At 38.4% G+C, this 25,293-nt stretch carries 26 protein-coding genes; 9 read left to right on the top strand and 17 right to left on the bottom strand.

Annotation, left to right across the window (positions count from 1 at the left end; all coding sequences use genetic code 11):
- Positions 1–255: 255 nt before the first annotated feature.
- The 5 genes from ssb to AC1TO5_RS16655 all read right to left on the bottom strand — a co-directional run bounded on the left by ssb (position 256) and on the right by AC1TO5_RS16655 (position 2,348).
- Positions 256–747 carry a single-stranded DNA-binding protein gene (ssb, locus tag AC1TO5_RS16635; RefSeq protein ID WP_482063947.1) on the bottom strand — a complete coding sequence of 164 codons (492 nt, stop codon included), beginning with the start codon at positions 745–747 and terminating at the stop codon, positions 256–258.
- A gap of 35 nt (positions 748–782) precedes the next feature.
- Positions 783–1,067, bottom strand: coding sequence for a 30S ribosomal protein S6 (gene rpsF / locus AC1TO5_RS16640; protein WP_482063948.1), 285 nt, complete (start codon positions 1,065–1,067; stop codon positions 783–785).
- Positions 1,068–1,624: 557 nt separating this feature from the next.
- On the bottom strand, positions 1,625–1,768 hold the full coding sequence (locus tag AC1TO5_RS16645) for a hypothetical protein (protein ID WP_482063949.1): 144 nt from the start codon (positions 1,766–1,768) through the stop codon (positions 1,625–1,627).
- Positions 1,769–1,778: 10 nt separating this feature from the next.
- Positions 1,779–1,979: a DUF951 domain-containing protein gene (locus tag AC1TO5_RS16650; protein WP_482063950.1), complete on the bottom strand. Its 201-nt coding sequence runs from the start codon at positions 1,977–1,979 to the stop codon at positions 1,779–1,781.
- A 114-nt stretch (positions 1,980–2,093) separates the two neighbouring features.
- Entirely contained in the window at positions 2,094–2,348 is a 255-nt protein-coding gene (locus tag AC1TO5_RS16655) for a putative Se/S carrier protein (RefSeq protein WP_482063951.1), read from the bottom strand.
- A 110-nt stretch (positions 2,349–2,458) separates the two neighbouring features.
- Here AC1TO5_RS16655 and yyaC point away from each other — a divergent pair, with 110 nt between their 5' ends.
- Positions 2,459–3,058 carry a spore protease YyaC gene (gene yyaC / locus AC1TO5_RS16660; protein WP_482063952.1) on the top strand — a complete coding sequence of 200 codons (600 nt, stop codon included), beginning with the start codon at positions 2,459–2,461 and terminating at the stop codon, positions 3,056–3,058.
- 1 nt (position 3,059) lies between these two features.
- Here the strand turns inward: yyaC and AC1TO5_RS16665 are convergent, their stop codons facing one another.
- The 12 genes from AC1TO5_RS16665 to rpmH form a co-directional block, all read right to left on the bottom strand.
- Positions 3,060–3,539 (bottom strand): DUF4446 family protein, encoded by a 480-nt coding sequence (locus AC1TO5_RS16665; RefSeq protein ID WP_482063953.1) that lies wholly within the window; start codon positions 3,537–3,539, stop codon positions 3,060–3,062.
- A 326-nt stretch (positions 3,540–3,865) separates the two neighbouring features.
- Positions 3,866–5,011: an aminotransferase class V-fold PLP-dependent enzyme gene (locus AC1TO5_RS16670; RefSeq protein ID WP_482063986.1), complete on the bottom strand. Its 1,146-nt coding sequence runs from the start codon at positions 5,009–5,011 to the stop codon at positions 3,866–3,868.
- A gap of 127 nt (positions 5,012–5,138) precedes the next feature.
- On the bottom strand, positions 5,139–5,978 hold the full coding sequence (locus AC1TO5_RS16675; RefSeq protein ID WP_482063954.1) for a ParB/RepB/Spo0J family partition protein: 840 nt from the start codon (positions 5,976–5,978) through the stop codon (positions 5,139–5,141).
- Entirely contained in the window at positions 5,959–6,732 is a 774-nt protein-coding gene (locus AC1TO5_RS16680) for a ParA family protein (RefSeq protein ID WP_482063955.1), read from the bottom strand. Before AC1TO5_RS16680 ends, AC1TO5_RS16675 begins: the two co-directional genes overlap by 20 nt.
- 89 nt (positions 6,733–6,821) lie before the next feature.
- Entirely contained in the window at positions 6,822–7,646 is an 825-nt protein-coding gene (gene noc / locus AC1TO5_RS16685; protein ID WP_482063956.1) for a nucleoid occlusion protein, read from the bottom strand.
- Between the two features lie 289 nt (positions 7,647–7,935).
- Complete coding sequence (gene rsmG / locus AC1TO5_RS16690; protein WP_482063957.1) at positions 7,936–8,658, bottom strand: 16S rRNA (guanine(527)-N(7))-methyltransferase RsmG; 723 nt, start codon at positions 8,656–8,658, stop codon at positions 7,936–7,938.
- The gene (mnmG, locus tag AC1TO5_RS16695; protein ID WP_482063958.1) at positions 8,658–10,547 is read right to left on the bottom strand and encodes a tRNA uridine-5-carboxymethylaminomethyl(34) synthesis enzyme MnmG; all 1,890 of its coding nucleotides are present in this window, start codon (positions 10,545–10,547) and stop codon (positions 8,658–8,660) included. Before mnmG ends, rsmG begins: the two co-directional genes overlap by 1 nt.
- A 13-nt stretch (positions 10,548–10,560) precedes the next feature.
- Positions 10,561–11,940, bottom strand: a complete 1,380-nt coding sequence (mnmE, locus tag AC1TO5_RS16700) for a tRNA uridine-5-carboxymethylaminomethyl(34) synthesis GTPase MnmE (RefSeq protein WP_482063987.1) — start codon at positions 11,938–11,940, stop codon at positions 10,561–10,563.
- A 94-nt stretch (positions 11,941–12,034) separates the two neighbouring features.
- Positions 12,035–12,655: an RNA-binding cell elongation regulator Jag/EloR gene (gene jag / locus AC1TO5_RS16705; protein ID WP_482063959.1), complete on the bottom strand. Its 621-nt coding sequence runs from the start codon at positions 12,653–12,655 to the stop codon at positions 12,035–12,037.
- The gene (locus AC1TO5_RS16710) at positions 12,652–13,452 is read right to left on the bottom strand and encodes a YidC/Oxa1 family membrane protein insertase (protein ID WP_482063988.1); all 801 of its coding nucleotides are present in this window, start codon (positions 13,450–13,452) and stop codon (positions 12,652–12,654) included. The genes jag and AC1TO5_RS16710 overlap by 4 nt, the downstream gene beginning before the upstream one ends.
- 132 nt (positions 13,453–13,584) lie before the next feature.
- Positions 13,585–13,971, bottom strand: a complete 387-nt coding sequence (rnpA, locus tag AC1TO5_RS16715; RefSeq protein WP_482063960.1) for a ribonuclease P protein component — start codon at positions 13,969–13,971, stop codon at positions 13,585–13,587.
- Between the two features lie 108 nt (positions 13,972–14,079).
- Entirely contained in the window at positions 14,080–14,214 is a 135-nt protein-coding gene (rpmH, locus tag AC1TO5_RS16720) for a 50S ribosomal protein L34 (RefSeq protein ID WP_482063961.1), read from the bottom strand.
- Between the two features lie 590 nt (positions 14,215–14,804).
- Between rpmH and dnaA the strand changes: the two genes are divergently transcribed.
- The 8 genes from dnaA to AC1TO5_RS16760 all read left to right on the top strand — a co-directional run bounded on the left by dnaA (position 14,805) and on the right by AC1TO5_RS16760 (position 25,082).
- A complete protein-coding gene (gene dnaA, locus AC1TO5_RS16725; RefSeq protein WP_482063962.1) occupies positions 14,805–16,151 on the top strand; it encodes a chromosomal replication initiator protein DnaA in 1,347 nt (448 codons plus the stop codon).
- Positions 16,152–16,317: 166 nt separating this feature from the next.
- Complete coding sequence (gene dnaN / locus AC1TO5_RS16730) at positions 16,318–17,460, top strand: DNA polymerase III subunit beta (protein WP_482063963.1); 1,143 nt, start codon at positions 16,318–16,320, stop codon at positions 17,458–17,460.
- A gap of 141 nt (positions 17,461–17,601) precedes the next feature.
- Positions 17,602–17,817: a S4 domain-containing protein YaaA gene (gene yaaA, locus AC1TO5_RS16735; protein ID WP_482063964.1), complete on the top strand. Its 216-nt coding sequence runs from the start codon at positions 17,602–17,604 to the stop codon at positions 17,815–17,817.
- A 27-nt stretch (positions 17,818–17,844) separates the two neighbouring features.
- Complete coding sequence (gene recF / locus AC1TO5_RS16740) at positions 17,845–18,957, top strand: DNA replication/repair protein RecF (RefSeq protein WP_482063965.1); 1,113 nt, start codon at positions 17,845–17,847, stop codon at positions 18,955–18,957.
- An 18-nt stretch (positions 18,958–18,975) separates the two neighbouring features.
- Positions 18,976–19,224 carry an extracellular matrix regulator RemB gene (remB, locus tag AC1TO5_RS16745; RefSeq protein WP_482063966.1) on the top strand — a complete coding sequence of 83 codons (249 nt, stop codon included), beginning with the start codon at positions 18,976–18,978 and terminating at the stop codon, positions 19,222–19,224.
- 55 nt (positions 19,225–19,279) lie between these two features.
- Positions 19,280–21,190 carry a DNA topoisomerase (ATP-hydrolyzing) subunit B gene (gyrB, locus tag AC1TO5_RS16750; protein WP_482063967.1) on the top strand — a complete coding sequence of 637 codons (1,911 nt, stop codon included), beginning with the start codon at positions 19,280–19,282 and terminating at the stop codon, positions 21,188–21,190.
- A 251-nt stretch (positions 21,191–21,441) separates the two neighbouring features.
- Positions 21,442–23,976 carry a DNA gyrase subunit A gene (gene gyrA, locus AC1TO5_RS16755; RefSeq protein WP_482063968.1) on the top strand — a complete coding sequence of 845 codons (2,535 nt, stop codon included), beginning with the start codon at positions 21,442–21,444 and terminating at the stop codon, positions 23,974–23,976.
- A 32-nt stretch (positions 23,977–24,008) separates the two neighbouring features.
- Positions 24,009–25,082 (top strand): HD-GYP domain-containing protein, encoded by a 1,074-nt coding sequence (locus AC1TO5_RS16760; RefSeq protein ID WP_482063969.1) that lies wholly within the window; start codon positions 24,009–24,011, stop codon positions 25,080–25,082.
- The last annotated feature ends 211 nt before the right edge of the window (positions 25,083–25,293 follow it).

A 25,293-nucleotide genomic window follows, 5' to 3' on the forward strand; every position in this document is an offset into this window, starting at 1 on the left:
GCGTAGTTTCATATCCTTCAAATTCGCACATCCATTACCAAATATTTTATCCTTCAATAAACTTATCTCCATAGTTTTTCACATTGATCAGTCATAAAATCCTCTATAAATTATTATTTAATGTAATTAAATTTCTCTTATATACATATAATCATTGATTTTTCCATCCCCTTATCCATCAATAGACAAAAAAAGAACCCTTGCATCAGCAAGGGTTAAAGTGACTTGTAACATAAATTCAAAATTGTCAGTGCATCAAAACGGTAAGTCGTCTTCTGAAATATCAATAGGGCGTCCGTCATCCTTGAATGGATCAACATTGGTACTGCGTGGGGCTTGAGCAGGACGATTAGTTGGAGCTCCGCCATCTGCGTTATATCCACCACCGTTATTACTGCTAGAGCCCTCTTCACGAGGACTACTATCACGATTGGATTCCAAGAAGCGAACATTGTCTGCAATTACTTCTGTAACATACACACGCTTGCCCTCATTGTTCTCGTAATTCCGCACTTGAATGCGTCCTTCAACTGCAGTTAAACGACCTTTACGCAAATAGTTTGCGCAAGTTTCCGCTAATTGGCGCCACGTTACCACTGGAATAAAATCCGCTTCACGCTCTCCGCCAGCTGAAGAAAATGGTCTATCAACAGCAATCGTAAATTGAGTAACAGCAACACCTGCTGGGGTATAGCGTAGCTCTGGATCCTTCGTTAATCTTCCGATCAATATCACACGGTTCAACATTTTTTACGACCTCCCAATCGAAACCTTGAGACTTCTTAAGCTACATCTCTTACGATCAACGTACGGATAACTTCATCCGCAATCTTCATTACACGATCAAGCTCGTTAACAATCTCAGCAGTAGCTGTAAATTGTACTAGTACGAAATGACCTTCACGAAGTTTGTTGATTTCATACGCAAGGCGACGCTTTCCGATAACATCGGATTTTGTAACCTCACCACCGTTGGAGATAACTCCATTAAACTTTTCAACAAGAGCTTGGACAGCTTCTTGCTCAACATCCGGACGAATGATGTACATCACTTCATATTTGCGCATTTATTTCACCTCCCTTTGGACTGACGGCCCCATAAATGGAGCAAGGAGCGAGTGTGTACTCGCATCTGCCTAGTATAACAAATATTATAGACAAATACAAGATTATCTATAGGATGTTAAAAAAGCTTGCCCGTGATCGTGATGCTGACAGGCAAACTTTTTAACGTTCATTTTCAGAAGGATGAAAATATTTTAATTTTTCATGTATATTAGAGAATCATTATGTACACATTATTATTGACGGTGAAGAGAGGTGTGATTCCATTGGACTTAATAGGTGCAAAGGATAAAAGCTTTTCAACTCGCTAAATGTAGCAAGGGAAGGATTACATTATTGCCCACGCAATAATGGTCATTACAATTAGTGGAATAACCGCTTGGCTTATGCTGAGCTCGTTCTTACTAGCGTAATATGTATCTTTTCTTACAGAAGATGAAGTGTAACATCATTATCATTAGCCGTCACGCTAAGAAAGACCCTATTGCTAAGATTATCTTAGTGGTAGGGTCCTTTTCCTATCTAATGATGGAATAATTCCTTGTGTGTGCGATACAGCTTAAGATAATGATAGTGCTGGATTCTCACCCAATATTATTGCTACCTCTATTCCACTTATAGCATCTGTATCGGCATAGGTGTAATGGTTATATTGTATTTTACGTTGATCTAATATTCGCATAACATTTGTTTTATAATCCATAACTTTAACCTCACTCTGTCTTACCCTGTCTTACAACTTTGCGCATATTTTTCTCGAATTTAGCACGAGGGATCAGAATGCTATGTCCACATCCTACGCATTTCATCCGGATATCCATCCCCATGCGGATAACTTCCATTTCACTTGATCCACAGGGATGTACTTTTTTCATTAGAACGATATCCCCAAGTTCAAATTGCTTTCGCTCCATTACAATCCCTCCCTCTATTCCCTTTACAAATTGCTTATGTGTTAGATTGTCTGCACATTGTTTCGCTATTCACATAATATAATGCAAGTAGTTACCAATATTCGCCGACGAATATTAATCAATCAATCTGTAATCATGCTCAGCCTTTTCAAATATACCTCTAACTTCTACATTTTCTTGCATAATGATTTGCTGAACTGTATTCAGATCTTCTAACGGAAAATGAATAGAAAGTGCGCAACCGGCCGTAATTTCCTTCGGTGTTGGGCAAATATCGATTTCAATATCTGCGTATTCTAGTAACATTTCCGCCCGTAATGCTTGCTGTGTAGAATCAAAAGCGATTAATAATAGATTACTTTCTACCATGATGCCGATAATCCCCTTTCATGATTCTCTACTACAAGTATAAATCCTTTATTTTCTCTACATACTAGTATTATATAATTTGTTTCAAGAAAGGAAACTTACAAGAAACAATGTCTAATCACTCAGCAGTAAAAATATCGCATAAGTCCCCTTTAGTGCGTAGTGCACTGCAACAAGAGTTGCTTACTCTATTACAATACGCATCCCCCGGGCAAGAGATTGTAATTGTATGTATCGGAACGGATCGTTCAACGGGTGATTGTTTGGGTCCTTTAGTCGGCACCCATCTAGCTAAATATCGATCTACATTTATGCAGGTGTACGGCTCAATAGCTGAACCTGTGCATGCACTTAATCTAGCACAAACGATGGATACGATTCAAAAAAGCTACCGTAATCCCTTCATTATCGGAATTGATGCCTGCCTAGGTCAAGCATCAAGTGTAGGCTTTATTCAAGCAAATCTAGGTCCAGTCAGGCCCGGCGCAGGTGTTAATAAAGAGCTACCGCCTGTTGGTAATATGCATATTACCGGTGTAGTGAATGTTGGTGGATTTATGGAGTATTTCGTGTTGCAAAATACTCGACTTCATCTTGTTATGTCGATGGCAGACATTATTGCACAATGTTTATATCATGCTATTGCAAAACGTTCTCGCAATAGTTCCGAAGTTGAACAACAATTTAATTTGTCTGAGTTCAACCTGTAAATTATTTTGCTGTATTAATAACTTCTTGTTCTTCAGGTGTTAATGAGTATTGAGAAGTCCCCTTCTCCACTGGCTTGCCATAAATATAGGCGCCATCACGACTGTGAATACTCGTTAACACTATTCCGTCTTTCTGATCATTCGTAATAGCTACAGAAAAACTCAAATCACTACCTGTATTAGAAAAAGCATTGTAACGCTTAATCGCTATATTACTCTTTTGTTGTGGAATTCTAGCCTCAACATTGGCAATACGATGTGCTGCTTGCTCTAGTTCAGCATTTTGTAGTTTTTGTTCTTCCTTCAATGACGTAATAACGCCCTCAAGATTTTCTACGCCTGCACCTTCCATCACATTAACATATGACTTTCTTAGTTTTTTCAGCTTACCTCCAAGATTCAGCATCATTATCCATTGGATAAGTACCATAGCTATAAGAACAATTACAATCAACCCAACATTCTCCGTCAACCAATCCACTACATTTCGCTCCCCTATACTTCATATATGCATGTTCTATATTTCTAAATGTGCAAGTTCGCTTGTCAGTTCCCAACATTGAAACAACCCCCAGCAACGTGTACGGTACGAGTACACAAGCGGCCAAATGCCCGAAGCTTCAAATAAAAGTTCAAAAAGTGGGCTTTCAGAACCGAGCAGTTGAGACGCTACTTGAGAAAGGCGGAAGCGCAAGTGTACGTGTTTGGTACACGCGAACCGTACTTTCCAAGTTCGTTTCAAATGCGATGCCGAATAACCTACGTCAGCATCCCCATCGTTATCAAAGCCCGCTTTTTGAACTACCTCTATTCGTATTGTGCTATTATTTCTGCAATGGCACCGATAAATACGTCTACCTGTTCCTTCGTTGTACCATATCCGATACTCGCTCGTACTGCTCCTCGTTCAGTTGTACCTGCAACTTGATGTGCAGTTGGCGTACAATGAAAACCTGCACGAACAGCGATATTATAATGTTGATCAAGAATGAATGACAACTCTGAAGGGTCAATATGTGGGATATTAAATGCAACAATTGCCGTTCGTGGCTCACCAAGTTGTGGACCTAAGCACTGTACGCCTTCAATCTCCTGTAATCCCTTTAACAATTGCTGTGCTAGCTCCCATTCTTGTGCATAGATTTGCTCTACTCCTATCGCAAGAACATGCTTAACACCTTCTGTTAGCCCAGCTATACCCGCAGTGTTTTGCGTACCAGCTTCATATCGATCAGGACGTACTAGCGGCTGATAAGCAGCCTCTGATTGACTACCCGTTCCACCATGCAGAAGCGGCTGCAAATCGATGTCAGGCGCGATATAAAGCCCACCTGTCCCTTGTGGACCTAATAACCCCTTATGGCCAGGAAATGCTAACATATCAATCCCCATAGCCTCTACATCGATGGGGATTATCCCTGCACTTTGTGCGCCATCAACTAAAACTTTTGCTCCTTGCTTATGGGCAATTTCACTAATTTCCTCTAATGGCATTATTGTACCAAGCAAGTTCGAGCTATGATTAACGACAATCAATGTCGTATTTTCTTTGAAGCTTTGTTTCAAATGGGTCATATCGATATGGCCCTCTTCATCCGCATCGACATATGTAACTTCTACATCATGATTTTCTTCTAATTCATAGAGTGGTCTTCTTACCGAATTATGCTCTACAGATGTTGCGATGACATGGTCACCGCTTTTCACAAAGCCTTTAATAGCCATATTTAGCGCCATCGTCGTATTATAAGTAAACGCAATATCATTCGGATTTTTAATGCCAAATAACTTTGCAAGTTGTTTTCTCCCGTTAAACAGTACTCGACTAGCACGTACTGCCATCGCATGACTTCCACGACCTGGATTTGCACTATCATGAACTAAAGCATGCGTTACAGCTTGAATGACTGCTTCAGGCTTTGGCCAAGATGTTGCTGCATGGTCAAAATACATATATTGTTGTTGCTCTGACAATCCGTATCCCTCCAGTAAACATAATAATGGCATATCTAAGTTTAATCCTTTATACAAAAGATTACAACTTAGATATGCCATCTTATACGACCCTATTCACCGTTAATTATTGGATTTGCAACATTTCCAATATACGCTCCAAATCTTGCTTACTATAGTACTCTAGTTCAATTTTACCTTTGTTTTTAGCTTGCTTAATTTTCACGCCTGTTTGGAACTTTTCACGTAATTCTGCCTCAATACTAATAATGAACGGATCCTTCTTCTTAACTCTTTCTTTTTTAGCAGGAATCGTTTTTTTATCATTCATTCCACTTATTGCATCTTCTAGTTCACGAACACTCCAATTACTCTCCACTACTTGCTCAGCTAAGTCTAGTTGGATGTTCTGATCCTTCACACCTACAATTGCTCTTGCATGTCCCATTGACATTGTTCCACGTGAAACATAATCCTTTATACTTTCAGGTAATGCTAGCAAACGTACAAAGTTCGCGATATGAGAACGGGATTTACCAACCTTCAACGATAGCTCTTCTTGCGTTAATTTAAATTTATCCATTAACGCCTCGTATGCTGCCGCTGTTTCAATAGCATTCAGATCTTCACGCTGTAGATTTTCAATCAAAGCAATCTCCATTACTTTAGCATCATCCAAGTCGCGAACTACAGCCGGTATTTTATCATTTCCGCATAACTGCGAAGCACGAAAACGTCGTTCACCTGCTACAATTTCAAATCCACGTAATACACGTCGAACAATAATCGGTTGTATGACACCTTGTTCTTTTATCGATTCAGCGAGTTCTTTTATCGTTTCATCATCAAATGTTTTTCGAGGCTGATACGGATTCGGTCTTATATCTGTAAGATTAAGACGAAGCACCTCTTCACTTTCAACAGGTTGAAACAATGCATCTAGCCCTTTACCTAGAGACTTTCTCATAAGATATCACTTCCTTAGCCAATTCAAGATAAACCTCAGCACCTTTGGACTTGGGATCATACGAAATGATCGCTTGTCCATGCGATGGAGCCTCACTTAAACGCACATTTCTCGGGATAATAGTCTGATAAACCTTCTGTTGGAAATACTTTTTCACTTCTTCTATAACTTGAAGACCAAGATTCGTTCTAGCATCTAACATCGTTAACAATACACCTTCAATTTGCAATGATGTATTCAAATGTTTTTGAACTAGACGAACAGTATTTAACAATTGGCTTAATCCTTCCAACGCATAATATTCACATTGAATAGGAATAAGTACAGAATCAGCAGCCGTCAAAGAATTTATCGTCAGAATACCAAGCGATGGCGGGCAATCAATCATCACATAATCATATTGATCTTTAACTGCCGTAATCGCTTTTTTCAATCGTTGCTCGCGTGAAATCGTAGGAACAAGTTCAATTTCAGCACCAGCAAGCTGAATCGTTGCAGGTATAATATCAAGACCAGGAACAGCTGTTTCAAGAATCGTTTCCTTCGGGTTCACTTCATTAATTAATACATCGTATATACAGTTAGCAACGTCGCCCTTGTTAATACCTAGACCGCTCGTTGTATTTCCTTGTGGATCAATATCGATCAGTAACACTTTTTTACCAAGCGATGCAAGACATGCTGATAAATTGACTGAAGTCGTTGTTTTACCTACTCCACCCTTTTGATTTGCTATCGCAATAACTTTAGACATTTTTCTCACCTCATATGTGAAACTATTGTAGAAACAGCATTACCACCTCCATTGAGAGGTGGCGACGTTTTCTTTATTATATTTCAATTCTATTTTGAATTTTTCGGAATTTTAATAATGATTTCATAATGATCTTCATGATCTTGTTCCTTCGTATTAATCTCAAGACCAGAACCAGATACCATTTCAATCGATTGACGAATCGTATTAAGCGCCAGTCGCACATCTTTAGTGAATGAGAATCGTTTTGCTTTTTTGGGTTTCGTTAATTCTTTTAGAAATGCAATCCGCATTTCCGTTTGTTTCACATTCAGTTCATTTTTAATAATATCTTGAAGAACCTTCAATTGCAGTTCCTCACTATCCAATGACAATAACGCTCTAGCATGTCTTTCAGTAATTTGGCGCTCCATCAATGACTGTTTCACTACTTCAGGCAATCCTAACAATCGCAACTTATTAGCAATCGTAGACTGACTTTTCCCTAATCTTTGAGCTAAGCTTTCCTGTGTTAACGTATGCAGTTCAATTAAGCGCTGATATGCTACCGCTTCTTCAACAGCAGTCAAGTTTTCACGTTGCAAATTTTCAATCAAAGCAATGGATGCCGTTTGAGAATCATTGAATTCTCGAATAATTGCCGGAATCGATTCCTGACCTAATTTCGTGACTGCTCTCCATCTACGTTCTCCAGCAATAATTTCGTACTTATCATTTCTAACTCGCACGACAATCGGTTGAATAACACCATGAGTCCGAATCGTTTGACATAATTCATCAATTCGTTCATCATCAAAAATAGTCCTTGGTTGAAAAGGGCTGCTTACAATTTCAGTAACCGGAATTAATTTTACATCTTCATGGTTAGATTTCTGTTCATTAAATCCGAATAATTTCGAAATTTGATCTTTCATATTGACTATAACCACCCAATCATGTGATGAAAACCAACTATAGTAATCTTACAACTCTATAGAAGATACTAATAGGTCAATAACCCGCACATATTAAAATTCAATCAATAATATTTTGAACGCATACTCATTATAGAATAATTCGACTGTCTCTCACTAGAATCCTGCTATTTCTACAAATTCTCTATGAAATAAAAAAAAGCAACTAACGATTGTGCCGTTAGTTGCTATTATACACTGTAAATGATAACGATGAATACAATAGAATTGTTTCACGTGAAACAATTACTTAAATTAATGGTTCCTTCAAAGGTGTACCCGCTTTACGTGGATACTTCTGTGGAGTCGGATTCATCTTCTGAATGCAAACGATATGACGCTCTGAGCGTTCGTTAGGGAGTTGCAACTCGTATTCTTGGACAAGCTTACCCTTTAGTTCTCTGAGGCTGAATTTCGCCTCTTGAAGTTCCTCTGATAGGCTCGCACCCTTCATACTAGCAAACACACCTCCTGGTGCGACGAACGGTAAGCAAAACTCATTAAGTACAGCTAAACGAGCAACAGCTCTAGCGGTAACTAACTCATACTTATCACGATATTGTGGTAGTCTCGCAATATCCTCCGCACGACCATGAACACATTGAACATCTTCCAGCCCCAACTGCTCCACGAGATGTTTCAGGAAGCCAATTCTTTTATTTAATGAATCTACAATCAATACTTGCAAATGCGGAAATACGATTTTTAAGGGAATACTTGGAAATCCCGCACCCGAACCAATATCCGCAATATTACGTTTGCTATTCATATCTACATAGAAAGCAAGTGAGATCGAATCATAAAAATGCTTCTCATATACAGCATCACGTTCCGTAATGCCTGTTAAGTTCATTTTCTCGTTCCATTCCACTAACAGCTCATAATATCGTTCTAACTGAGTGAATTGCTTCTCATTCAATGAAATCTCATGAGATTGTAATTGCTCTGTAAACCATTGTATTGTCTGATCCATTATGATCCTTTCGCTGCTGTCACTCGGTTATAATGCTCCAAGTAAATAAGCATCACTGAAATATCTGCTGGTGTTACGCCACCAATTCGCGTAGCTTGCCCAATCGATATTGGACGTATCTTTTCAAGATTCGCTTTCGCTTCATTGGAAATACCGTTAATTTCACGATATACAATGGTATCTGGAATGAGTTTACGCTCCATTTTGGCCATACGCTCAACTTGATGAAGCTGCTTATCAATATATCCAGCATATTTAATTTGAATTTCAACTTGCTCCTTCATTTCCTCCGTTAGTTCATACGGTGAAGGCGATATCTTTTCTAGATGGCTATACAATATTTCTGGACGACGAAGTAAGAGAATAATACTGCCCCCATGAATTAATTCCGCAGATCCGGCTTCATCCAAAATATCCTTTACATCACTTGGTTTTATTTTGGTCTCAGTTAACCGCTCAATTTCTTTCTCAACCATTTCTTTCTTACTAATAAATTTGGCATAACGCTCATCACTAATTAATCCAATGTCATGACCAAGCGGCGTTAATCGTAGATCTGCATTGTCATGTCTTAGCAGCAGACGATATTCTGCGCGTGAAGTTAACAAGCGATAAGGTTCATTCGTTCCTTTCGTGACAAGGTCATCTAACATGACACCGATATATCCTTGTGAACGTTGAATAACGATAGCTTCCTTGCCTTGTACTCTACGAGCCGCATTAATCCCTGCAACGATCCCTTGCGCAGCTGCTTCTTCATAGCCAGAAGTACCATTAATTTGACCCGCTGTAAATAAATTAGCAATTTTCTTCGTTTCAAGCGTTGGCCATAATTGAGTTGGTACAACCGCATCATATTCAATAGCATAACCGTTACGCATCACCTGTGCATTTTCAAGCCCTGGTACAGAACGAACCATTTGCAATTGAATCTCTTCAGGCATACTCGTTGAAAGTCCTTGAATATAATATTCGTGTGTATTACGACCTTCTGGCTCTAAGAAGATTTGGTGTTTAGGTTTATCTGCAAAACGTACAATTTTATCTTCAATCGAAGGACAATACGTTGGTCCTGCTCCCTCTATTGCGCCCGAATACATCGGGGCACGATGAATATTATCATTAATAATTTGATGTGTTTCCTCAGATGTGTACGTTAACCAACAAGGCATCTGTTCAATATTAGACTCCGTTGTTTCATGAGAAAAGAACTTAGGATTGTCATCCCCTGGTTGAATGACTGTTTTAGAAAAATCAATCGTTTCACCGTTAACACGTGGAGGTGTACCCGTTTTAAAGCGAATTAATTGTAAGCCATTCTCCTTTAAAGAATGAGCAAGCTTAACAGATGGCTGTTGGTTGTTAGGTCCACTTTCATACATCAGTTCGCCCATAATGATTTTGCCACGCAAATACGTACCTGTCGTAATAATAACCGTCTGTGCGCGATACTGGGCACCTGTTTGCGAAATAACTCCTACACATACGCCATCCTCAATAATTAAATCCTCAACCATACCTTGGCGTAACGTCAGGTTTGCTGTCGTTTCTAATGTTTTTTTCATCTCATGTTGATAGGCAAATTTGTCAAGCTGCGCACGTAGCGCATGAACAGCAGGACCTTTACCTGTATTAAGCATTCTAAGTTGGATATACGTTTTATCGATATTACGGCCCATTTCACCACCAAGAGCATCAATTTCACGAACAACATGCCCTTTTGCAGGTCCTCCAATGGAAGGATTACATGGCATGAACGCCACCATATCCAAATTAATCGTTAACAATAACGTATTACAACCCATACGTGCTGCAGCAAGTGCAGACTCACAACCTGCATGACCAGCTCCAACGACAATAACATCATATTCTTGTGCTTGATAACCCACTATTTCAACCTCCTTACTTACCTAAACAGAATTGGGAGAAAATTTGATCAATTAAGGAACCTCCGGCTTCATCACCTAATATTTCACCTAAAGCTTCCCATGCTAATCGTGCATCTATTTGAATCACATCAATTGGTATTCCTATATATGTTGCTTCAATCGCATCAAGCATCGACTGCTTTGATTTTTTCAATAAGGAAATATGACGCACATTGCTAACATAAGTTAGATCATTCGCTTCAAGCTTGCCCTCAAAGAACATTCCACTAATTGCAGCCTCAAGTTGGTCTAAACCTTCTTGCTTGATCATAGACATTTTAACAAGAGAACCACTATGAAGGAAAGGCATAACTTCATCCAATTGTAATTGTTGCTCCAAATCAGTCTTATTCACAATGACGATAACAGAGCGTCCTGCTAATGAAGATAGTAACTCCTTGTCTTCCGCCTGCAACGGTTCGTTACCGCTCAGCATGAACAGAATCAGATCTGCCTCAACAATTGCATCGCGTGAACGCTCTACTCCGATCTTCTCAACGACATCATTCGTCTCACGAATGCCTGCTGTATCTAATAAGCGCAATGGAATCCCATTAAGTGTAACATATTGTTCGATAACATCGCGCGTTGTGCCGGGAATATCGGTTACAATTGCTCGATTTTCTTGCGTCAATGTATTCATAAGTGAAGATTTCCCAACATTGGGTCTCCCAACAATCGCTGTAAGTATACCTTCACGTAATATTTTACCTTCACTAGCTGTCTTTAATAATTTATCAATATCAATGATCGTTTTCTCACATTGTTCTCTTATATAGTTACTTGTCATCGCTTCGACATCATGCTCTGGATAATCGATGTTTACTTCAATATGCGCCAACAATTCTATTACATTTTGACGCAAATCTTTGATCTTGTGCGAAAGTACGCCTTCGGCTTGCTTACGAGCAACCGCAAATGCACGATCTGATTTCGAACGGATTAGATCAATGACCGCTTCAGCCTGCATCAAATCGATCCGACCGTTAAGAAAAGCACGCTTAGTAAATTCACCTGGTTCGGCGATACGAATATCTTCTTGTTGCAGTAGCAAATCCATTACACGCGCAACTGCGATAACACCGCCATGGGCATTAATCTCAACAACATCCTCAGCTGTGAATGAACGAGGACCTCTCATTATTGAGATTAACACTTCCTCTTCCTGCTCACCTGTGGCGGGATCGACAATATGTCCATAATGAATCGTATGTGACTGTGCCTCAGTTAATGGTTGCTTTGATGAAAATATATGATTTACGCCTGCAATTGCTTGTGGTCCACTTACACGAATAATAGCTATCCCGCCTTCTCCGACAGCGGTAGCAATTGCTGCAATAGTATCTTGTTCAATCATTAGTTACACCTCTCATAAACGGAAAACAGCAATGACCTCTTGGAGTCATTGCTGCACCTCTATTCTATCTTACCTATATACTACGAGCAGATCATTTCAAAGCGATGACAATGCGACGATTTGGCTCGTCCCCTTTGCTGAAAGTTCTAACTTTCGCATGGCCTTGAAGATGTGAATGAATAATTTTTCGTTCATGCGATACCATTGGTTCGAGAACAATTTCTTTTCTCGTACGAATAACAGTACCTGCTAATCGATCAGAAAGACTTTCTAGTCTCTTGCGACGACCTTCTCGAAAATTCTGTGCATCCAAAACGATTCTAATGTGGTTATCCGAATAACGATTCGCTACAATAGTGACCAGATATTGCAATGCATCCAACGTTTGTCCACGTTTTCCGATTATCATACCGACGTCCCCATCACAAGCAATAGAAAGTAGTTTTCCATCTTTCGATTGTTGCCAAGTCAATTGAACATCAAGTCCCATCGCTTTCGCAACATCTCGAATAAAGATTTCCGCTTCTTCTTTAGAATCTGGAATTAATTCAAGCTCGACTTTAGCTTCCTTTGAACCAATCAATCCTAAAAAGCCTCTTGAAGGTTGTTCAACGATAACAACTCTCACACGATCTTCTGTAACTTGCATTTGCGCTAAACCGTTTTTCACCGCATCGTCTATCGTCTTGCCTGATGCAAGAATTTTTGTCATTTCGCAAGAACCTCCTTCTTACCATTCCCGTTCTTGTCATTCCCCTTACGGGCTGGAAGTACATATAAGAAGTAATTTTGAACAATTGTATAACAGTTACTGAATACCCAATATAATGGTAGTGCCATTGGGAAAGACAATGACATCACGAAAATCATAACCGGGAAGACAGCTAGCAAAATAGACATACCTGGCATTTGCTGTTGCTGTGTTTTTTGCATCATCTTCGTTTGAATAAATGTTGTTAATGCTGCTAATAGCGGCAAGAAGTACCATGGGCTTGGCTCATTCAAAGACAAACCAAACAATGCCGTCTCACGAAGTTCCGGATTCCAATAGATCGAATTATACAAAGCAATAAAGATTGGCATTTGCACGATCAGCGGCAAACAACCCGCCAATGGATTAACTCCGTTAATTTGGTACAATTTCATCATTTCCTCTTGTTGCTTTTGAGGATTGTCTTTGTACTTAGTTTTTAATTCCGCTAATTGTGGCTGTAGCGCCTGCATTGCTTTGGAGCTACGATACTGCTTTAATGTTAATGGTAAAATTATTGTACGCACAATAATAGTAAGTAACAAAATTGCAAGCACATAACTACCGCCAAACCATTTTGCGAAAGCATCCAAGGTTAAAGCGAAGTAATAAACAACATTCTTCTCCCAAAAATTACCGTGAACCAAGTCCTCGGTAGTTTTCGTATTATCAACCTCAGGCATACAGCCTGATAGTAAGCTTATCGAAAGCAATAAACCTACAATTAAAATCCATTTCCGATTGTTACGAAACAAGATGAAATCTCCTCTCTGAGAGCTAGTACACTTACCTCAAATTAGACTATACCATAAATTATTCCACAAATAAATACGAGTTAACTATAATGGAAATGCAATATTGGGCAAGTTTATGTCCAAATGAAGAAAGCTTCAACTTTTCTTTGATATCGTAGGACGTTTTGGGGAATTAGGCTTGCTGCTTTTAAGCAACCCACCTTTACGTAGCACATGATGGATAGACCGATCAAGCTCGGAATAGGACATGCTAACGGCTGGCTTTCTTACTATTATAATGAAATCAACATGTTGGGCAATTTCTTGCTCCCTATGACGAACAATTTCCTTAATAATACGCCTCATACGATTACGAATAACAGCATTACCTATTTTCTTACTTGCAGATATCCCTAGTCGGAATGGTTCTGCAATAGGCTGCCGCGACCAATATACAACGAATTGACCATTAGCAAATGATTTTCCTCCACGATATACGCGACCGAAATCCTCACGATTACGTAGACGCAACTTTCTGCGCATCTTCCATCGCCACCGTTTCTCTAAATTCCAATATCAGTATTACCATTTATTCTACAATTCAGCATACAAAAGCAAAAAAAAAAGACCACCTAATTGTGGTCTTTTGAATTATGCGCTTAGCACTTTTCTTCCTCTTTGACGACGAGTAGCCAAAATTTTACGACCATTTTTACTGCTCATACGTTTACGGAAACCATGTACTTTAGCACGTTTGCTTACATTTGGTTTAAATGTAGGACCCATTATGCTGCACCTCCTATGAGATTCTTATTCAAACGTAGTGATCTCCTAGAAGATATACGTCCAATAGTTATCAAAAAATACGCTTTTACTATTAAACCATGTCACGACATAAAAGTCAATAAAATGACGACAAGTAACCGTTGCCTATTCTCATTTTCCAGTGAATAGCTTTCGTTACTATTGTGGATAACTAAGTAGTGTAATCTATTTAATGTTTTTAACAACCTGTGGATACTAAATTAAGCGTTTTGCGATAACTGTCGAACTTTACACATGTTACAAACAATATCTTGTGTTGTAGATAAGTTTTATACACAACCTATTGACATTGTGGATAATTTACTTAAATTCGTTGAAATACCGCACATCTTTTGCTATGATAGATATGTTTTCGTTGTGGATTGTTTAAAAGATAATCCATGTTATTAACAGCCTGTGGATAATATTGTGTACAACATATTCCATTCTTAATAACTCCTATTGTAGAAATTCTGCATATTGTGGACAACTTTCTCTTTTATAATGTCAAATTCGACATAAACCCAATCTATTCCTAAATTCGCATTTTTATTGATAAGGAGTGACAAGCTGTGGATAGCCATACTCAAGATTTATGGCAGCAAGTATTGTCAATCATCCAAACGAAGCTTAGTAAACCAAGTTATGACACATGGTTTAAAGCCACTAAAGCTAACTTTATTGATGATTCATTACTAGAAATTATCGCACCAACAACATTTGCTGCCGAATGGTTAGAAAACAAATATACAAATTTAATAAAAAGTACTCTTTATGACTATTTAGGACAAAATATCAGTATAAAATATTCAATTGGTGAGCCTAAATCAGCAGAACATTCCGTTGTTTTTCCTTCTAGACAGCCTACACCAATCGTTTTGGCTGAACAAACACTACCTAATATGTTAAATCCGAAATATACATTCGATTCATTCGTTATTGGGACAAACAACCGTTTTGCGCATGCAGCTTCACTAGCAGTAGCTGAAGCTCCAGCAAAAGCTTACAATCCATTATTTTTATATGGTGGCGTAGGGTTAGGCAAAACCCATTTAATGCATGCGATCGGTCATTATATTATGGAACACAATCCCAACACGCGGGTGCTCTACATTTCCTCAGAAAAATTCACCAATGAATTCATTAACGCGATTCGCGATAGTCAAGGTGAAAGTTTCCGCACAAAATATCGTAATATCGACGTTCTATTAATCGATGATATTCAATTTATTGCTGGGAAAGAACAAACTCAAGAGGAATTTTTCCATACATTTAATGCATTGCATGAAGAACGTAAGCAAATTATTATTTCCAGTGACCGACCGCCCAAAGAAATTCCAACATTGGAAGAACGACTGCGCTCGCGCTTTGAATGGGGACTTATTACCGACATTCAACCGCCAGATCTGGAAACGCGCATTGCGATTCTTCGCAAAAAGGCACGCGCTGAAAATCTAGACATTCCGAATGAAGCAATGAACTATATTGCTAATCAGATTGATACGAACATTCGTGAACTAGAAGGCGCACTCATTCGTGTTGTCGCTTATTCATCGCTAATTAATGCAGATATTACAGCGCATCTTGCAGCTGAGGCCTTGAAAGATATTATTCCTTCTTCTCGTCCTAGGATGATTACAATGAACGATATTCAAGCTAAAGTTGGTGAATTTTATGGTCTACGGATGGAAGATTTCAAAGCTCGTAAAAGAACAAAGGCTATCGCATTTCCAAGACAAATTGCGATGTACCTATCTCGTGAGCTAACCGATTATTCCTTACCTAAGATCGGAGAGGCATTCGGAGGACGAGATCATACGACAGTTATCCATGCTCATGAGAAAATTACACAGCTTATAAAAGTTGATCAAGAGCTATATAAAATTATTCAAAACCTTACTGAAAAAATCAAAAATTAACTGTGAACAACTGAACAAGCCTATGCACAAGATATGCACATGTGGATAGGCTTGTTTTATCCGCATTACAGGGGGTTATCCACATATTCAGTGCCCCTACTGCTACTACTACTAATATTTTAAATAAATATCATCTATATAAAACGCCGAAATGAGGACTTTTCAAATGAAATTAACCATTGCCAAAACTGAATTAAATCAAGCCATTCAAAACGTAGCAAAAGCAATTGCAGCAAGACCAACAATACCCATTCTAGGTGGTATTAAAATCGACGTTACACATCAAGCGGTCACATTAACAGCAAGTGATACTGATATTTCTATTCAAAGTTATATCCCCGTAGAACAAAACGGACAAATTATCGCTGAAATTGAAAAACCAGGCAGTGTCGTATTACCAGCGAAATTTGTCGTAGAAATCGTCAAAAAGCTACCTTCAGAGCAAGTATCTATCGAGGTATCTAATCAATATCAAACGTTGATTAGATCTGGTTCAACTGAAATTCAAATGGTTGGTCTTGATCCTGAAGATTTCCCAGTTCTACCGAATATCGAACAAAACTATGTATTACAGGTGCCCGGTGATCTAATTAAGTCAATGATTAGACAAACGGTTCTCGCTGCTTCAACAAGTGAACAAACACCTATTCTTACAGGGGTTCTATGGAATTTATTCCAAGGAGAATTGAAATTTATTGCAACAGATCGTCATCGTCTAGCTAGTCGTAAAACAACGGTTAATGCTGGTGAAGATTATAAATTCGGCAACATCGTTATCGCTGCAAAAACATTAAATGAGCTTTCTAAGCTTATTCCTGATAACAATACTAATATTGATATTGTCGTTGCAGATAACCAAGTGTTATTCAAATTAGATAATATTATGTTCTATACTCGTATTTTGGATGGTATATATCCAGATACATCCAAAATCATTCCATCTGTTTTTGAAACTGAAATCGTATTGAATACAAAAAACTTAGCGGATGCGATGGATCGTGCATATCTGATGTCACGCGAAGAAAAAACAAATATTGTTCGGCTAACGACAATTGATAATGGTATGATAGAGGTTTCTTCAAGTTCAACTGAACTAGGACGTGTTATTGAACAAATTGAGGCTATTGATTATAAAGGCGAAGCATTACGTATTGCCTTTAACTCAAAATATATGCTGGATGTATTAAAAGTTATTGATAGTGAGAAGATTGTGATCGGGTTTACTGGTGCGATGCGTCCAATCATTATTCGTCCACTCGATCATGATTACAGCATTTACGTTATATTGCCTTACCGTACAACAGGCTAAAATATCAGTGTATGCTTACGAAGTACTTTTCATGGCAAGGAAGCTATACCAAGAAGTTATGAAAAGTTTAGGCTTCCGAAGTACTTTTCTGTACAACGAAGTTGATTTAGGAATCTCAGAAAAGTTGTAGGAGGAACCAACATGACAGAAATACAGATATCCACAGAATATATTGCCTTAGGACCATTTTTGAAGTTGTCTGATTGTATATCCACAGGTGGACAAGCTAAATTTTTCTTACTTGAGACAAAAGTGTTGATAAATGGTGAAGTTGATCAACGCAGAGGACGTAAAATTTACGTTGGGGATAAAGTAGAGGTTGAAGGACACGGTAAATTTGTTATAGTAGGTTCATAGGGATAAGGTAGTCCAGGAGGTTAAAAGGTGCTACTAAACAGTATTAAGTTACAAAATTATCGTAATTATGAATCTTTAGATTTGGCAACACCGCATATGGTAAATGTGTTTCTTGGGCCCAATGCACAAGGGAAAACGAATTTACTAGAAGCAATATTCGTGCTTGCCTTGTCTAAATCACATCGTACAACGAAGGACAAAGAACTGATTGGCTGGAATGAAGAGTCAGCTCATATAACCGGTCAAGTTGATAAAAAATACGGGTCAGTTAAGCTTGAATTAAGCTACAGTCATAAAGGCAAGAAGGCTAAGTTGAATGGGCTTGAACAACGGAAACTTAGTGATTATGTTGGCGCTTTGAATGTTGTGATGTTTGCACCTGAAGATCTTGAAATAGTGAAGGGAACGCCAGGGGTACGGAGACGATTTCTCGATATGGAAATCGGTCAAGTACAGCCTGGCTATCTGTATTGGCTTCAGCAATATCATAAAGTGCTACAGCAGCGTAATAATATATTAAAAAATGGTCATGCCCGTTCTGATCTGACTATGCTGGAAGTATGGAACATACAGCTAGCACAGTTAGGTGTTAAAATTATGATTAAAAGGCAACACTTTATTAATAAGCTACAAATTTATGCACAGCAAATTCATGCAGAAATTACGAATGACAAAGAGCAGCTTCTGTTAGAATATCGTCCTTCGTTTGATTGCGATGCTTCTGGAGATGAAACTATGTTATTTGATCAATTTATGGTAAAGTTAACACAGGTCAAAGAACAGGAATTTCGGAGAGGTGTAACCTTAGTTGGACCTCATCGCGATGATATCGGATTTTATATTAACGACAAAGAAGCTCAAACATTCGGTTCACAAGGACAGCAGCGGACAACTGCGTTATCTATAAAGCTTGCAGAACTCGAACTTATCCATGAGGAAATCGGTGAATACCCGATATTACTTTTGGATGATGTGTTGTCTGAACTCGATCGTAATCGGCAAATACAGCTAATAGAAACCTTCCAAAGCAAAGTGCAAACATTCATAACAACTACTGGACTTGAGAGTATTGATATGGAGAAGCTGCAAGATGCGGGTATTTATTATGTGCAAGAAGGCAAAGTGAGTTTATCTCCGTGAATGAGGTGAAAGCCATCCATGTATATTCATGTAGGTGGAGAAAAAATTGTGAGAACATCTGAAGTAGTAGCTATTTTCGATATTACGATCGAAAGTTCATCCAAGCTTTCTAAGCAGTTTGTGATGGGCGCTCGTAATCGTAAGGAAGTCGAAGTCATTGGTGAAGAAGAAGCGAAAAGCATCGTTGTCACATCGAATAAAGTTATTTATTCTCCGATTTCATCGTCTACTTTGAAGAAAAGGGCTCACCATTTTGCAGCGTTATAATATAGAAAAAATAGATTTAAGATGCATTAGCAGTTGAGAGGAGCAGTGAACGTACATGTCTTTGGAACAAAATTCGTATGACGAGAGCCAGATACAAGTATTAGAGGGGCTAGAAGCAGTTCGTAAGCGTCCTGGTATGTACATTGGTTCTACAAGCGGAAAAGGTTTACATCATCTAGTGTGGGAGGCCGTTGATAACAGTATCGATGAAGCATTAGCAGGTTACTGTACGCAAATTGAAGTTATCATCCACGCTGATAATAGTATTACCGTAAATGATAATGGGCGTGGTATTCCCGTTGGTTTGAATACTAAACTCCAAAAGTCTACGCTTGAGGTCGTTATGACGGTACTCCATGCGGGTGGTAAATTTGGCGGAGAAGGCTACAAAGTTTCTGGTGGTCTGCATGGTGTTGGTATTTCCGTTGTAAATGCCCTATCTGAGCATGTGAAGGTTCAAGTAAAGCGTGACGGACATATCTATCAACAAGAATATAAGCGTGGTGCCGCGCAATATGATATTAAAGTTGTTGGTGACACAGATGAGACGGGTACGACGGTTACGTTTAGACCAGACCGTGAAATATTTACAGAAACGGTTGAGTTCGAATATGAAGTACTACAAACTCGTATTCGTGAGCTAGCATTTTTGAATAAAGGTATTCGTTTGGTACTTAAAGATGAACGTAATGACCAAGAGGAAGAATTTTACTATGAGGGCGGTATTATAGAGTTTGTTAAATATTTAAGTCGCCATCGTGAAGTTATTCATGAAGAACCAATTTATGTTGAAGGTAATCGCGATAATATTCATGTTGAAGTTTCATTGCAATACAATGCCAGCTACTCTGAATATATCTATTCCTTTGCTAACAATATTAATACGCATGAGGGCGGTACTCATGAGTCTGGCTTTAAGTCAGCTCTAACAAGAATCGTTAACGATTACGCTCGTAAAAATAATATGTTAAAAGAGAATGATACTAACTTCACTGGAGACGATGTTCGTGAAGGATTAATAGCGATTATTTCTGTTAAAATTCCGGAACCTCAGTTTGAAGGTCAAACAAAAACTAAACTAGGTAATAGTGAAGTTCGTGGTATTGTAGAATCTCTATTCTCTGAGAAACTCCAAGATTTTTTGAATGAATATCCGAGTGTAGCGAAAAAAGTTATTGAAAAAGGTTTACAAGCAGCAAGAGCTAGAGAAGCAGCTCGTAAAGCTAGAGAATTAACTAGACGTAAAAGCGTACTAGAAGTTGGTTCATTACCTGGTAAACTAGCCGATTGTTCTTCAAAGGATGCTTCAATTAGTGAATTGTATATCGTAGAGGGTGACTCTGCAGGTGGTTCTGCCAAACAAGGTCGTGATCGTCACTTCCAAGCTATTTTGCCATTGCGAGGTAAAATTTTGAACGTAGAAAAGGCTCGTCTTGATCGTATTCTAGGAAATGCTGAAATCAGAGCAATGATTACAGCTTTGGGTGCTGGCATTGGCGATGATTTCGATATTGAAAAGGCTAGATATCATAAAGTGATCATTATGACGGATGCCGATGTCGATGGTGCACATATACGTACATTGCTATTAACATTCTTCTATCGCTATTTGCGTCAAGTTGTTGAAGCAGGATTTATCTATATTGCACAACCCCCTCTATTCAAGATCGAACGTGGTAAAACTGTACGTTACGCATTAACCGAGCAAGAAAGAGATGTTATTTTAGAAGAATTCGGTGAAGGTGTAAAAATCAACATTCAACGTTATAAAGGTCTTGGTGAGATGGATGCCATTCAATTATGGGAAACGACGATGGATCCAGAAAGTCGAGCAATGCTTCAAGTTACAATTAAAGATGCAATGGAAGCAGATGCAATATTTGATACACTGATGGGTGATCATGTCGAGCCTCGTAGAGAATTTATAGAAGAAAATGCGAAATACGTAAACAATTTAGATTTCTAACATTCAAAGATGCTATTCAAATTATAGAGTTAATCTGAATAGCATCTTTTTTGTGCAATACAATAGATATTCATCAAGACACTCACCACAATAAATGGTATAATAAAGTTTGTTATTTCAATTAAAACTATTGTTATCCGGCAGGATACTTATAGATTATGAACGTCATTCAATTTCGATCTTCCTGTTTGCTATCGTTGAATATTGGGGATTATATGAATAAGATTTATATGACGTCAAGGAGGTAAAGCATGGCTGAGGAACAAAGATCGTCAATTGTGAATCGTGATATTGGTACGGAGATGCGTGAATCATTTTTAGATTATGCAATGAGCATTATCGTAAGCCGCGCATTGCCTGATGTAAGAGATGGACTTAAGCCCGTTCATCGCCGTATTTTATATGCGATGGCAGATCTAGGCATGTCGCCTGATAAACCTTTCAAAAAATCAGCTAGAATCGTTGGTGAAGTAATCGGTAAGTATCACCCTCATGGTGATACAGCTGTATATGAATCAATGGTTCGTATGGCACAGGACTTCTCCATGCGTTATATGCTCGTTGAAGGCCATGGTAACTTTGGATCTGTCGATGGAGATATGGCTGCAGCCATGCGTTATACAGAGGCTAGATTATCAAAAATAGCAATGGAACTATTGCGTGATCTTAATAAGGATACCGTTGATTTCATAGATAACTATGATGGTGAAGAAAGAGAACCTGTCGTACTTCCAGCAAGATTCCCTAACCTGCTTGTAAATGGGGTAACTGGTATCGCAGTAGGTATGGCAACGAATATTCCACCTCATAACCTTATAGAAGTTATTAATGGTGCTCAAGCGCTTATTCGTAATCCTGAATTAACACCGCTTGATTTGATGGAATATATTAAAGGCCCTGACTTCCCTACCGCAGGGTTTGTTATGGGGCGCGCAGGTATACGTCAAGCTTATCTAACAGGTCGTGGATCTGTTACGATGCGAGCTCGTGCTGAAATAGAAGAAAACAATGGTAAATCTCGTATTATTGTTAATGAGATACCTTATCAAGTGAACAAAGCTCGTCTAATTGAAAAAATTGCTGAACTTGTTCGTGAGAAAAAGATAGAAGGAATTACGGATTTACGAGATGAATCAGATCGTAATGGTATGAGAATAGTTATTGAGCTTCGTCGTGATGTTAATCCGAGCGTAACACTTAATAACTTGTACAAGCATACTCAGTTACAATCTAACTTTGGTTTTAATATGCTTGCTCTTGTTAACGGTGAACCTAAGACATTAAATCTTCATGATATGCTTTATCATTACTTACAGCATCAAATCGAAGTTATTCGTCGCCGTACACAATTCGAATTGAAAAAAGCTGAAGCTAGAGCTCATATACTAGAAGGTTTACGCATAGCATTAGATAATTTAGACGAAGTTATCAAATTAATTAGAGCTTCTCAAACGGCCGATGAGGCACGTGAAGGCTTAATCTCTAGATTCTCCTTAACTATTGAACAAGCGCAAGCAATTTTGGATATGCGCTTACAGCGTCTAACAGGACTAGAGCGTGACAAGATTGAAGCTGAATACGAAGAACTTCAACGCAAAATTGCTGAGTTTAAAGCTATTTTAGCTGACGAACAGCTAGTGTTAGATATCATTTATGAAGAGTTAGAAGAAATTAAAACTCGCTTCGGTGATGAAAGACGCACTGAGATTACAGCTAGTGATGAGGAAATATTGGATGAAGACTTAATTCCTAGAGAAGATGTGCTTATTTCAATTACTCATTCAGGCTATATTAAACGTTTACCGGTAACTACATATCGTAGTCAGAAGCGTGGTGGTCGTGGTGTTGTCGGAATGGATACGAAAGAAAATGACTTCGTAGAGCATTTATTCGTAACCAATTCGCATCATTACTTACTGTTCTTCACGAACAAAGGTAAAGTTTATAAGATGAAAGCTTATGAGATCCCAGATCTAAGCCGTACAGCTAGAGGAACACCAATTATTAATCTTATTCAGATTGAACAAGGTGAAACGATTAATGCTGTTATTCCAGTAGTTGAATTCAACGATGAGCAATATCTATTCTTTGCAACGAGATTTGGTGTTGTTAAGAAAACGCCTCTGAGCGATTATGTGAATATTCGTAAAGTTGGATTGATAGCTATATCTCTTCGTGAAGACGATGATCTAATAGGAGTTAAGCTTACGGATGGCAATCAGAATGTGATGCTAGGAACAAGTTATGGTATGTCGATCCGTTTCCATGAAAAAGATGTTCGTTCTATGGGACGTTCAGCAACAGGTGTTAAAGGTATTCAATTAGTAAAAGAAGATAAAGTTATTGATATGGATATTATTGTTCCAGATCGTGAAATTCTTGTTGTTACTTCTAATGGATATGGTAAACGTACACCTGAAAGTGAATACCGTCCGCAAAATCGCGGTGGTATCGGTATTAAAACAATTAATCAAACAGATGAACGTGGTTTAGTTGTCGCATTGAAGGTAGTCGATGATGCAGAGGATCTAATGATCATTACAGCTTCTGGTACGCTTATTCGTACAAGTATGGACGGTATCAAATCTATGAAGCGTGATACAATGGGCGTTAAGCTTATTAATACACGTGACGAGGATACAGTAGCTACAGTAGCTCGTGTAGATAAGACAGAAGACGAAGAATTTGATGAAAATGATGAGGATGGTATTAATAGTGAAGATTCGGATACAACAGCGGAAGTTGTAGAAGAAGTTTCAGATGAATCTACAGATACCCAATCATAATACAGATCTATAACTAGAAAGGAAGAGGACCCATGGCATCTATCAAAATTAATCAGCTTAAGATGGGTGATAAATTGATCGAAGATGTCCTCACTCCACTAGGAAGTACTTTATTTGTTAAAGATAGAGTAATCTCAGAACGAGATTTGGATATTTTAGCAGCCTTTATGGTTAGTAAAGTTCAGATTTCAGTGATTACGGCTGAGGAACCAGTTAAGAAGGAAGACGTAGTCGAGGGCAAAGCTGGAGCTAAAGTTATAGCTCCAGTAAGTCCATTTATTAAAGAGTACGACAGAATGGTCGAGATGCTCCGTAATGTTCCACATCTCATCTTGGCCAATCAGCCAATTCCGCTTATGGATATTCGCAACCAATTAGGTAATATCTTTGAACATATTCGCGAATATAATCTGATTACATTTGCGCCAGCATATAGTAACAATATTGATTATATGATGCACAAAAGCGTATTAACTTCAATAACCTCATATTTATTGGCTCAATGGGTAGGGTTTCCACAAAAGGATTGGATGCAAATTGCATTAGCTGGCCTTTTGATAGATATCGGTAATGTCAAAGTTGATATAAGTATTCTATCTAAGCCAGGTAAGCTAACTAATTCTGAAAAGGAAGATATGAAGAAGCATACGATTATTGGCTATCAACTTCTTCGTAACATTACAGCACTGAATGAGGGAGTTAAGTTAGCTGCCTTGCAGCATCATGAGCGTGTGGATGGTTCTGGCTATCCAAATGGTTTTGATGGAGCGCAGTTACATCCATATTCTAAAATCGTTGCAGTATCTGATATATATCATGCTATGACGCTTAACAAAGTATATCGTGAGCCAATCTCGCCATACTTAGTTATGGAACAAATCCAAAGTGATGCATTTGGTAAATTAGATCCTGTATATGTTCGTATCTTTATTGAGAAGGTCGCAAAGTTCAATACAGGAACAAAAGTAAAACTAAGTGATAATCGGATTGGCGAGATTGTATTTTTCGAAAGAGACTATCCAACAAGACCGTGGGTATCTATTAATAATGATATTGTGAACTTAACAGTTGAAAGAAACCTATATATATTAGAAGTATTAAAATAGAAAGAACCTCAACATCTAGCGTTGTTTATTGAACAGCAACTAGATGTTGAGGTTTTTATTTATTCGACAAAAAACTATAATAATTATCGACAAAAAGCTTGCAATAGCTTTACGTTCTATGGTATATTATTTCTTGTCGCCGCGAGAGATTGCGAGACACACGAAGAAAACAAGACGAGCTTCAAACTTACACAATGTAACGAGAAACTCA

The organism is Paenibacillus sp. Y930 (assembly GCF_056786375.1).

What these genes read in the sequence shown, in the direction of transcription:
- ssb (WP_482063947.1), bottom strand. Translation starts at nt 747, where the DNA reads ATGTTGAACCGTGTGATATTGATCGGAAGATTAACGAAGGATCCAGAG.
- rpsF (WP_482063948.1), bottom strand. Translation starts at nt 1,067, where the DNA reads ATGCGCAAATATGAAGTGATGTACATCATTCGTCCGGATGTTGAGCAA.
- AC1TO5_RS16645 (WP_482063949.1), bottom strand. Translation starts at nt 1,768, where the DNA reads ATGGATTATAAAACAAATGTTATGCGAATATTAGATCAACGTAAAATA.
- AC1TO5_RS16650 (WP_482063950.1), bottom strand. Translation starts at nt 1,979, where the DNA reads ATGGAGCGAAAGCAATTTGAACTTGGGGATATCGTTCTAATGAAAAAA.
- AC1TO5_RS16655 (WP_482063951.1), bottom strand. Translation starts at nt 2,348, where the DNA reads ATGGTAGAAAGTAATCTATTATTAATCGCTTTTGATTCTACACAGCAA.
- yyaC (WP_482063952.1), top strand. Translation starts at nt 2,459, where the DNA reads ATGTCTAATCACTCAGCAGTAAAAATATCGCATAAGTCCCCTTTAGTG.
- AC1TO5_RS16670 (WP_482063986.1), bottom strand. Translation starts at nt 5,011, where the DNA reads ATGTATTTTGACCATGCAGCAACATCTTGGCCAAAGCCTGAAGCAGTC.
- AC1TO5_RS16675 (WP_482063954.1), bottom strand. Translation starts at nt 5,978, where the DNA reads ATGAGAAAGTCTCTAGGTAAAGGGCTAGATGCATTGTTTCAACCTGTT.
- AC1TO5_RS16680 (WP_482063955.1), bottom strand. Translation starts at nt 6,732, where the DNA reads ATGTCTAAAGTTATTGCGATAGCAAATCAAAAGGGTGGAGTAGGTAAA.
- noc (WP_482063956.1), bottom strand. Translation starts at nt 7,646, where the DNA reads ATGAAAGATCAAATTTCGAAATTATTCGGATTTAATGAACAGAAATCT.
- rsmG (WP_482063957.1), bottom strand. Translation starts at nt 8,658, where the DNA reads ATGGATCAGACAATACAATGGTTTACAGAGCAATTACAATCTCATGAG.
- jag (WP_482063959.1), bottom strand. Translation starts at nt 12,655, where the DNA reads ATGACAAAAATTCTTGCATCAGGCAAGACGATAGACGATGCGGTGAAA.
- rnpA (WP_482063960.1), bottom strand. Translation starts at nt 13,971, where the DNA reads ATGCGCAGAAAGTTGCGTCTACGTAATCGTGAGGATTTCGGTCGCGTA.
- rpmH (WP_482063961.1), bottom strand. Translation starts at nt 14,214, where the DNA reads ATGGGTCCTACATTTAAACCAAATGTAAGCAAACGTGCTAAAGTACAT.
- dnaN (WP_482063963.1), top strand. Translation starts at nt 16,318, where the DNA reads ATGAAATTAACCATTGCCAAAACTGAATTAAATCAAGCCATTCAAAAC.
- yaaA (WP_482063964.1), top strand. Translation starts at nt 17,602, where the DNA reads ATGACAGAAATACAGATATCCACAGAATATATTGCCTTAGGACCATTT.
- remB (WP_482063966.1), top strand. Translation starts at nt 18,976, where the DNA reads ATGTATATTCATGTAGGTGGAGAAAAAATTGTGAGAACATCTGAAGTA.
- gyrB (WP_482063967.1), top strand. Translation starts at nt 19,280, where the DNA reads ATGTCTTTGGAACAAAATTCGTATGACGAGAGCCAGATACAAGTATTA.
- gyrA (WP_482063968.1), top strand. Translation starts at nt 21,442, where the DNA reads ATGGCTGAGGAACAAAGATCGTCAATTGTGAATCGTGATATTGGTACG.
- AC1TO5_RS16760 (WP_482063969.1), top strand. Translation starts at nt 24,009, where the DNA reads ATGGCATCTATCAAAATTAATCAGCTTAAGATGGGTGATAAATTGATC.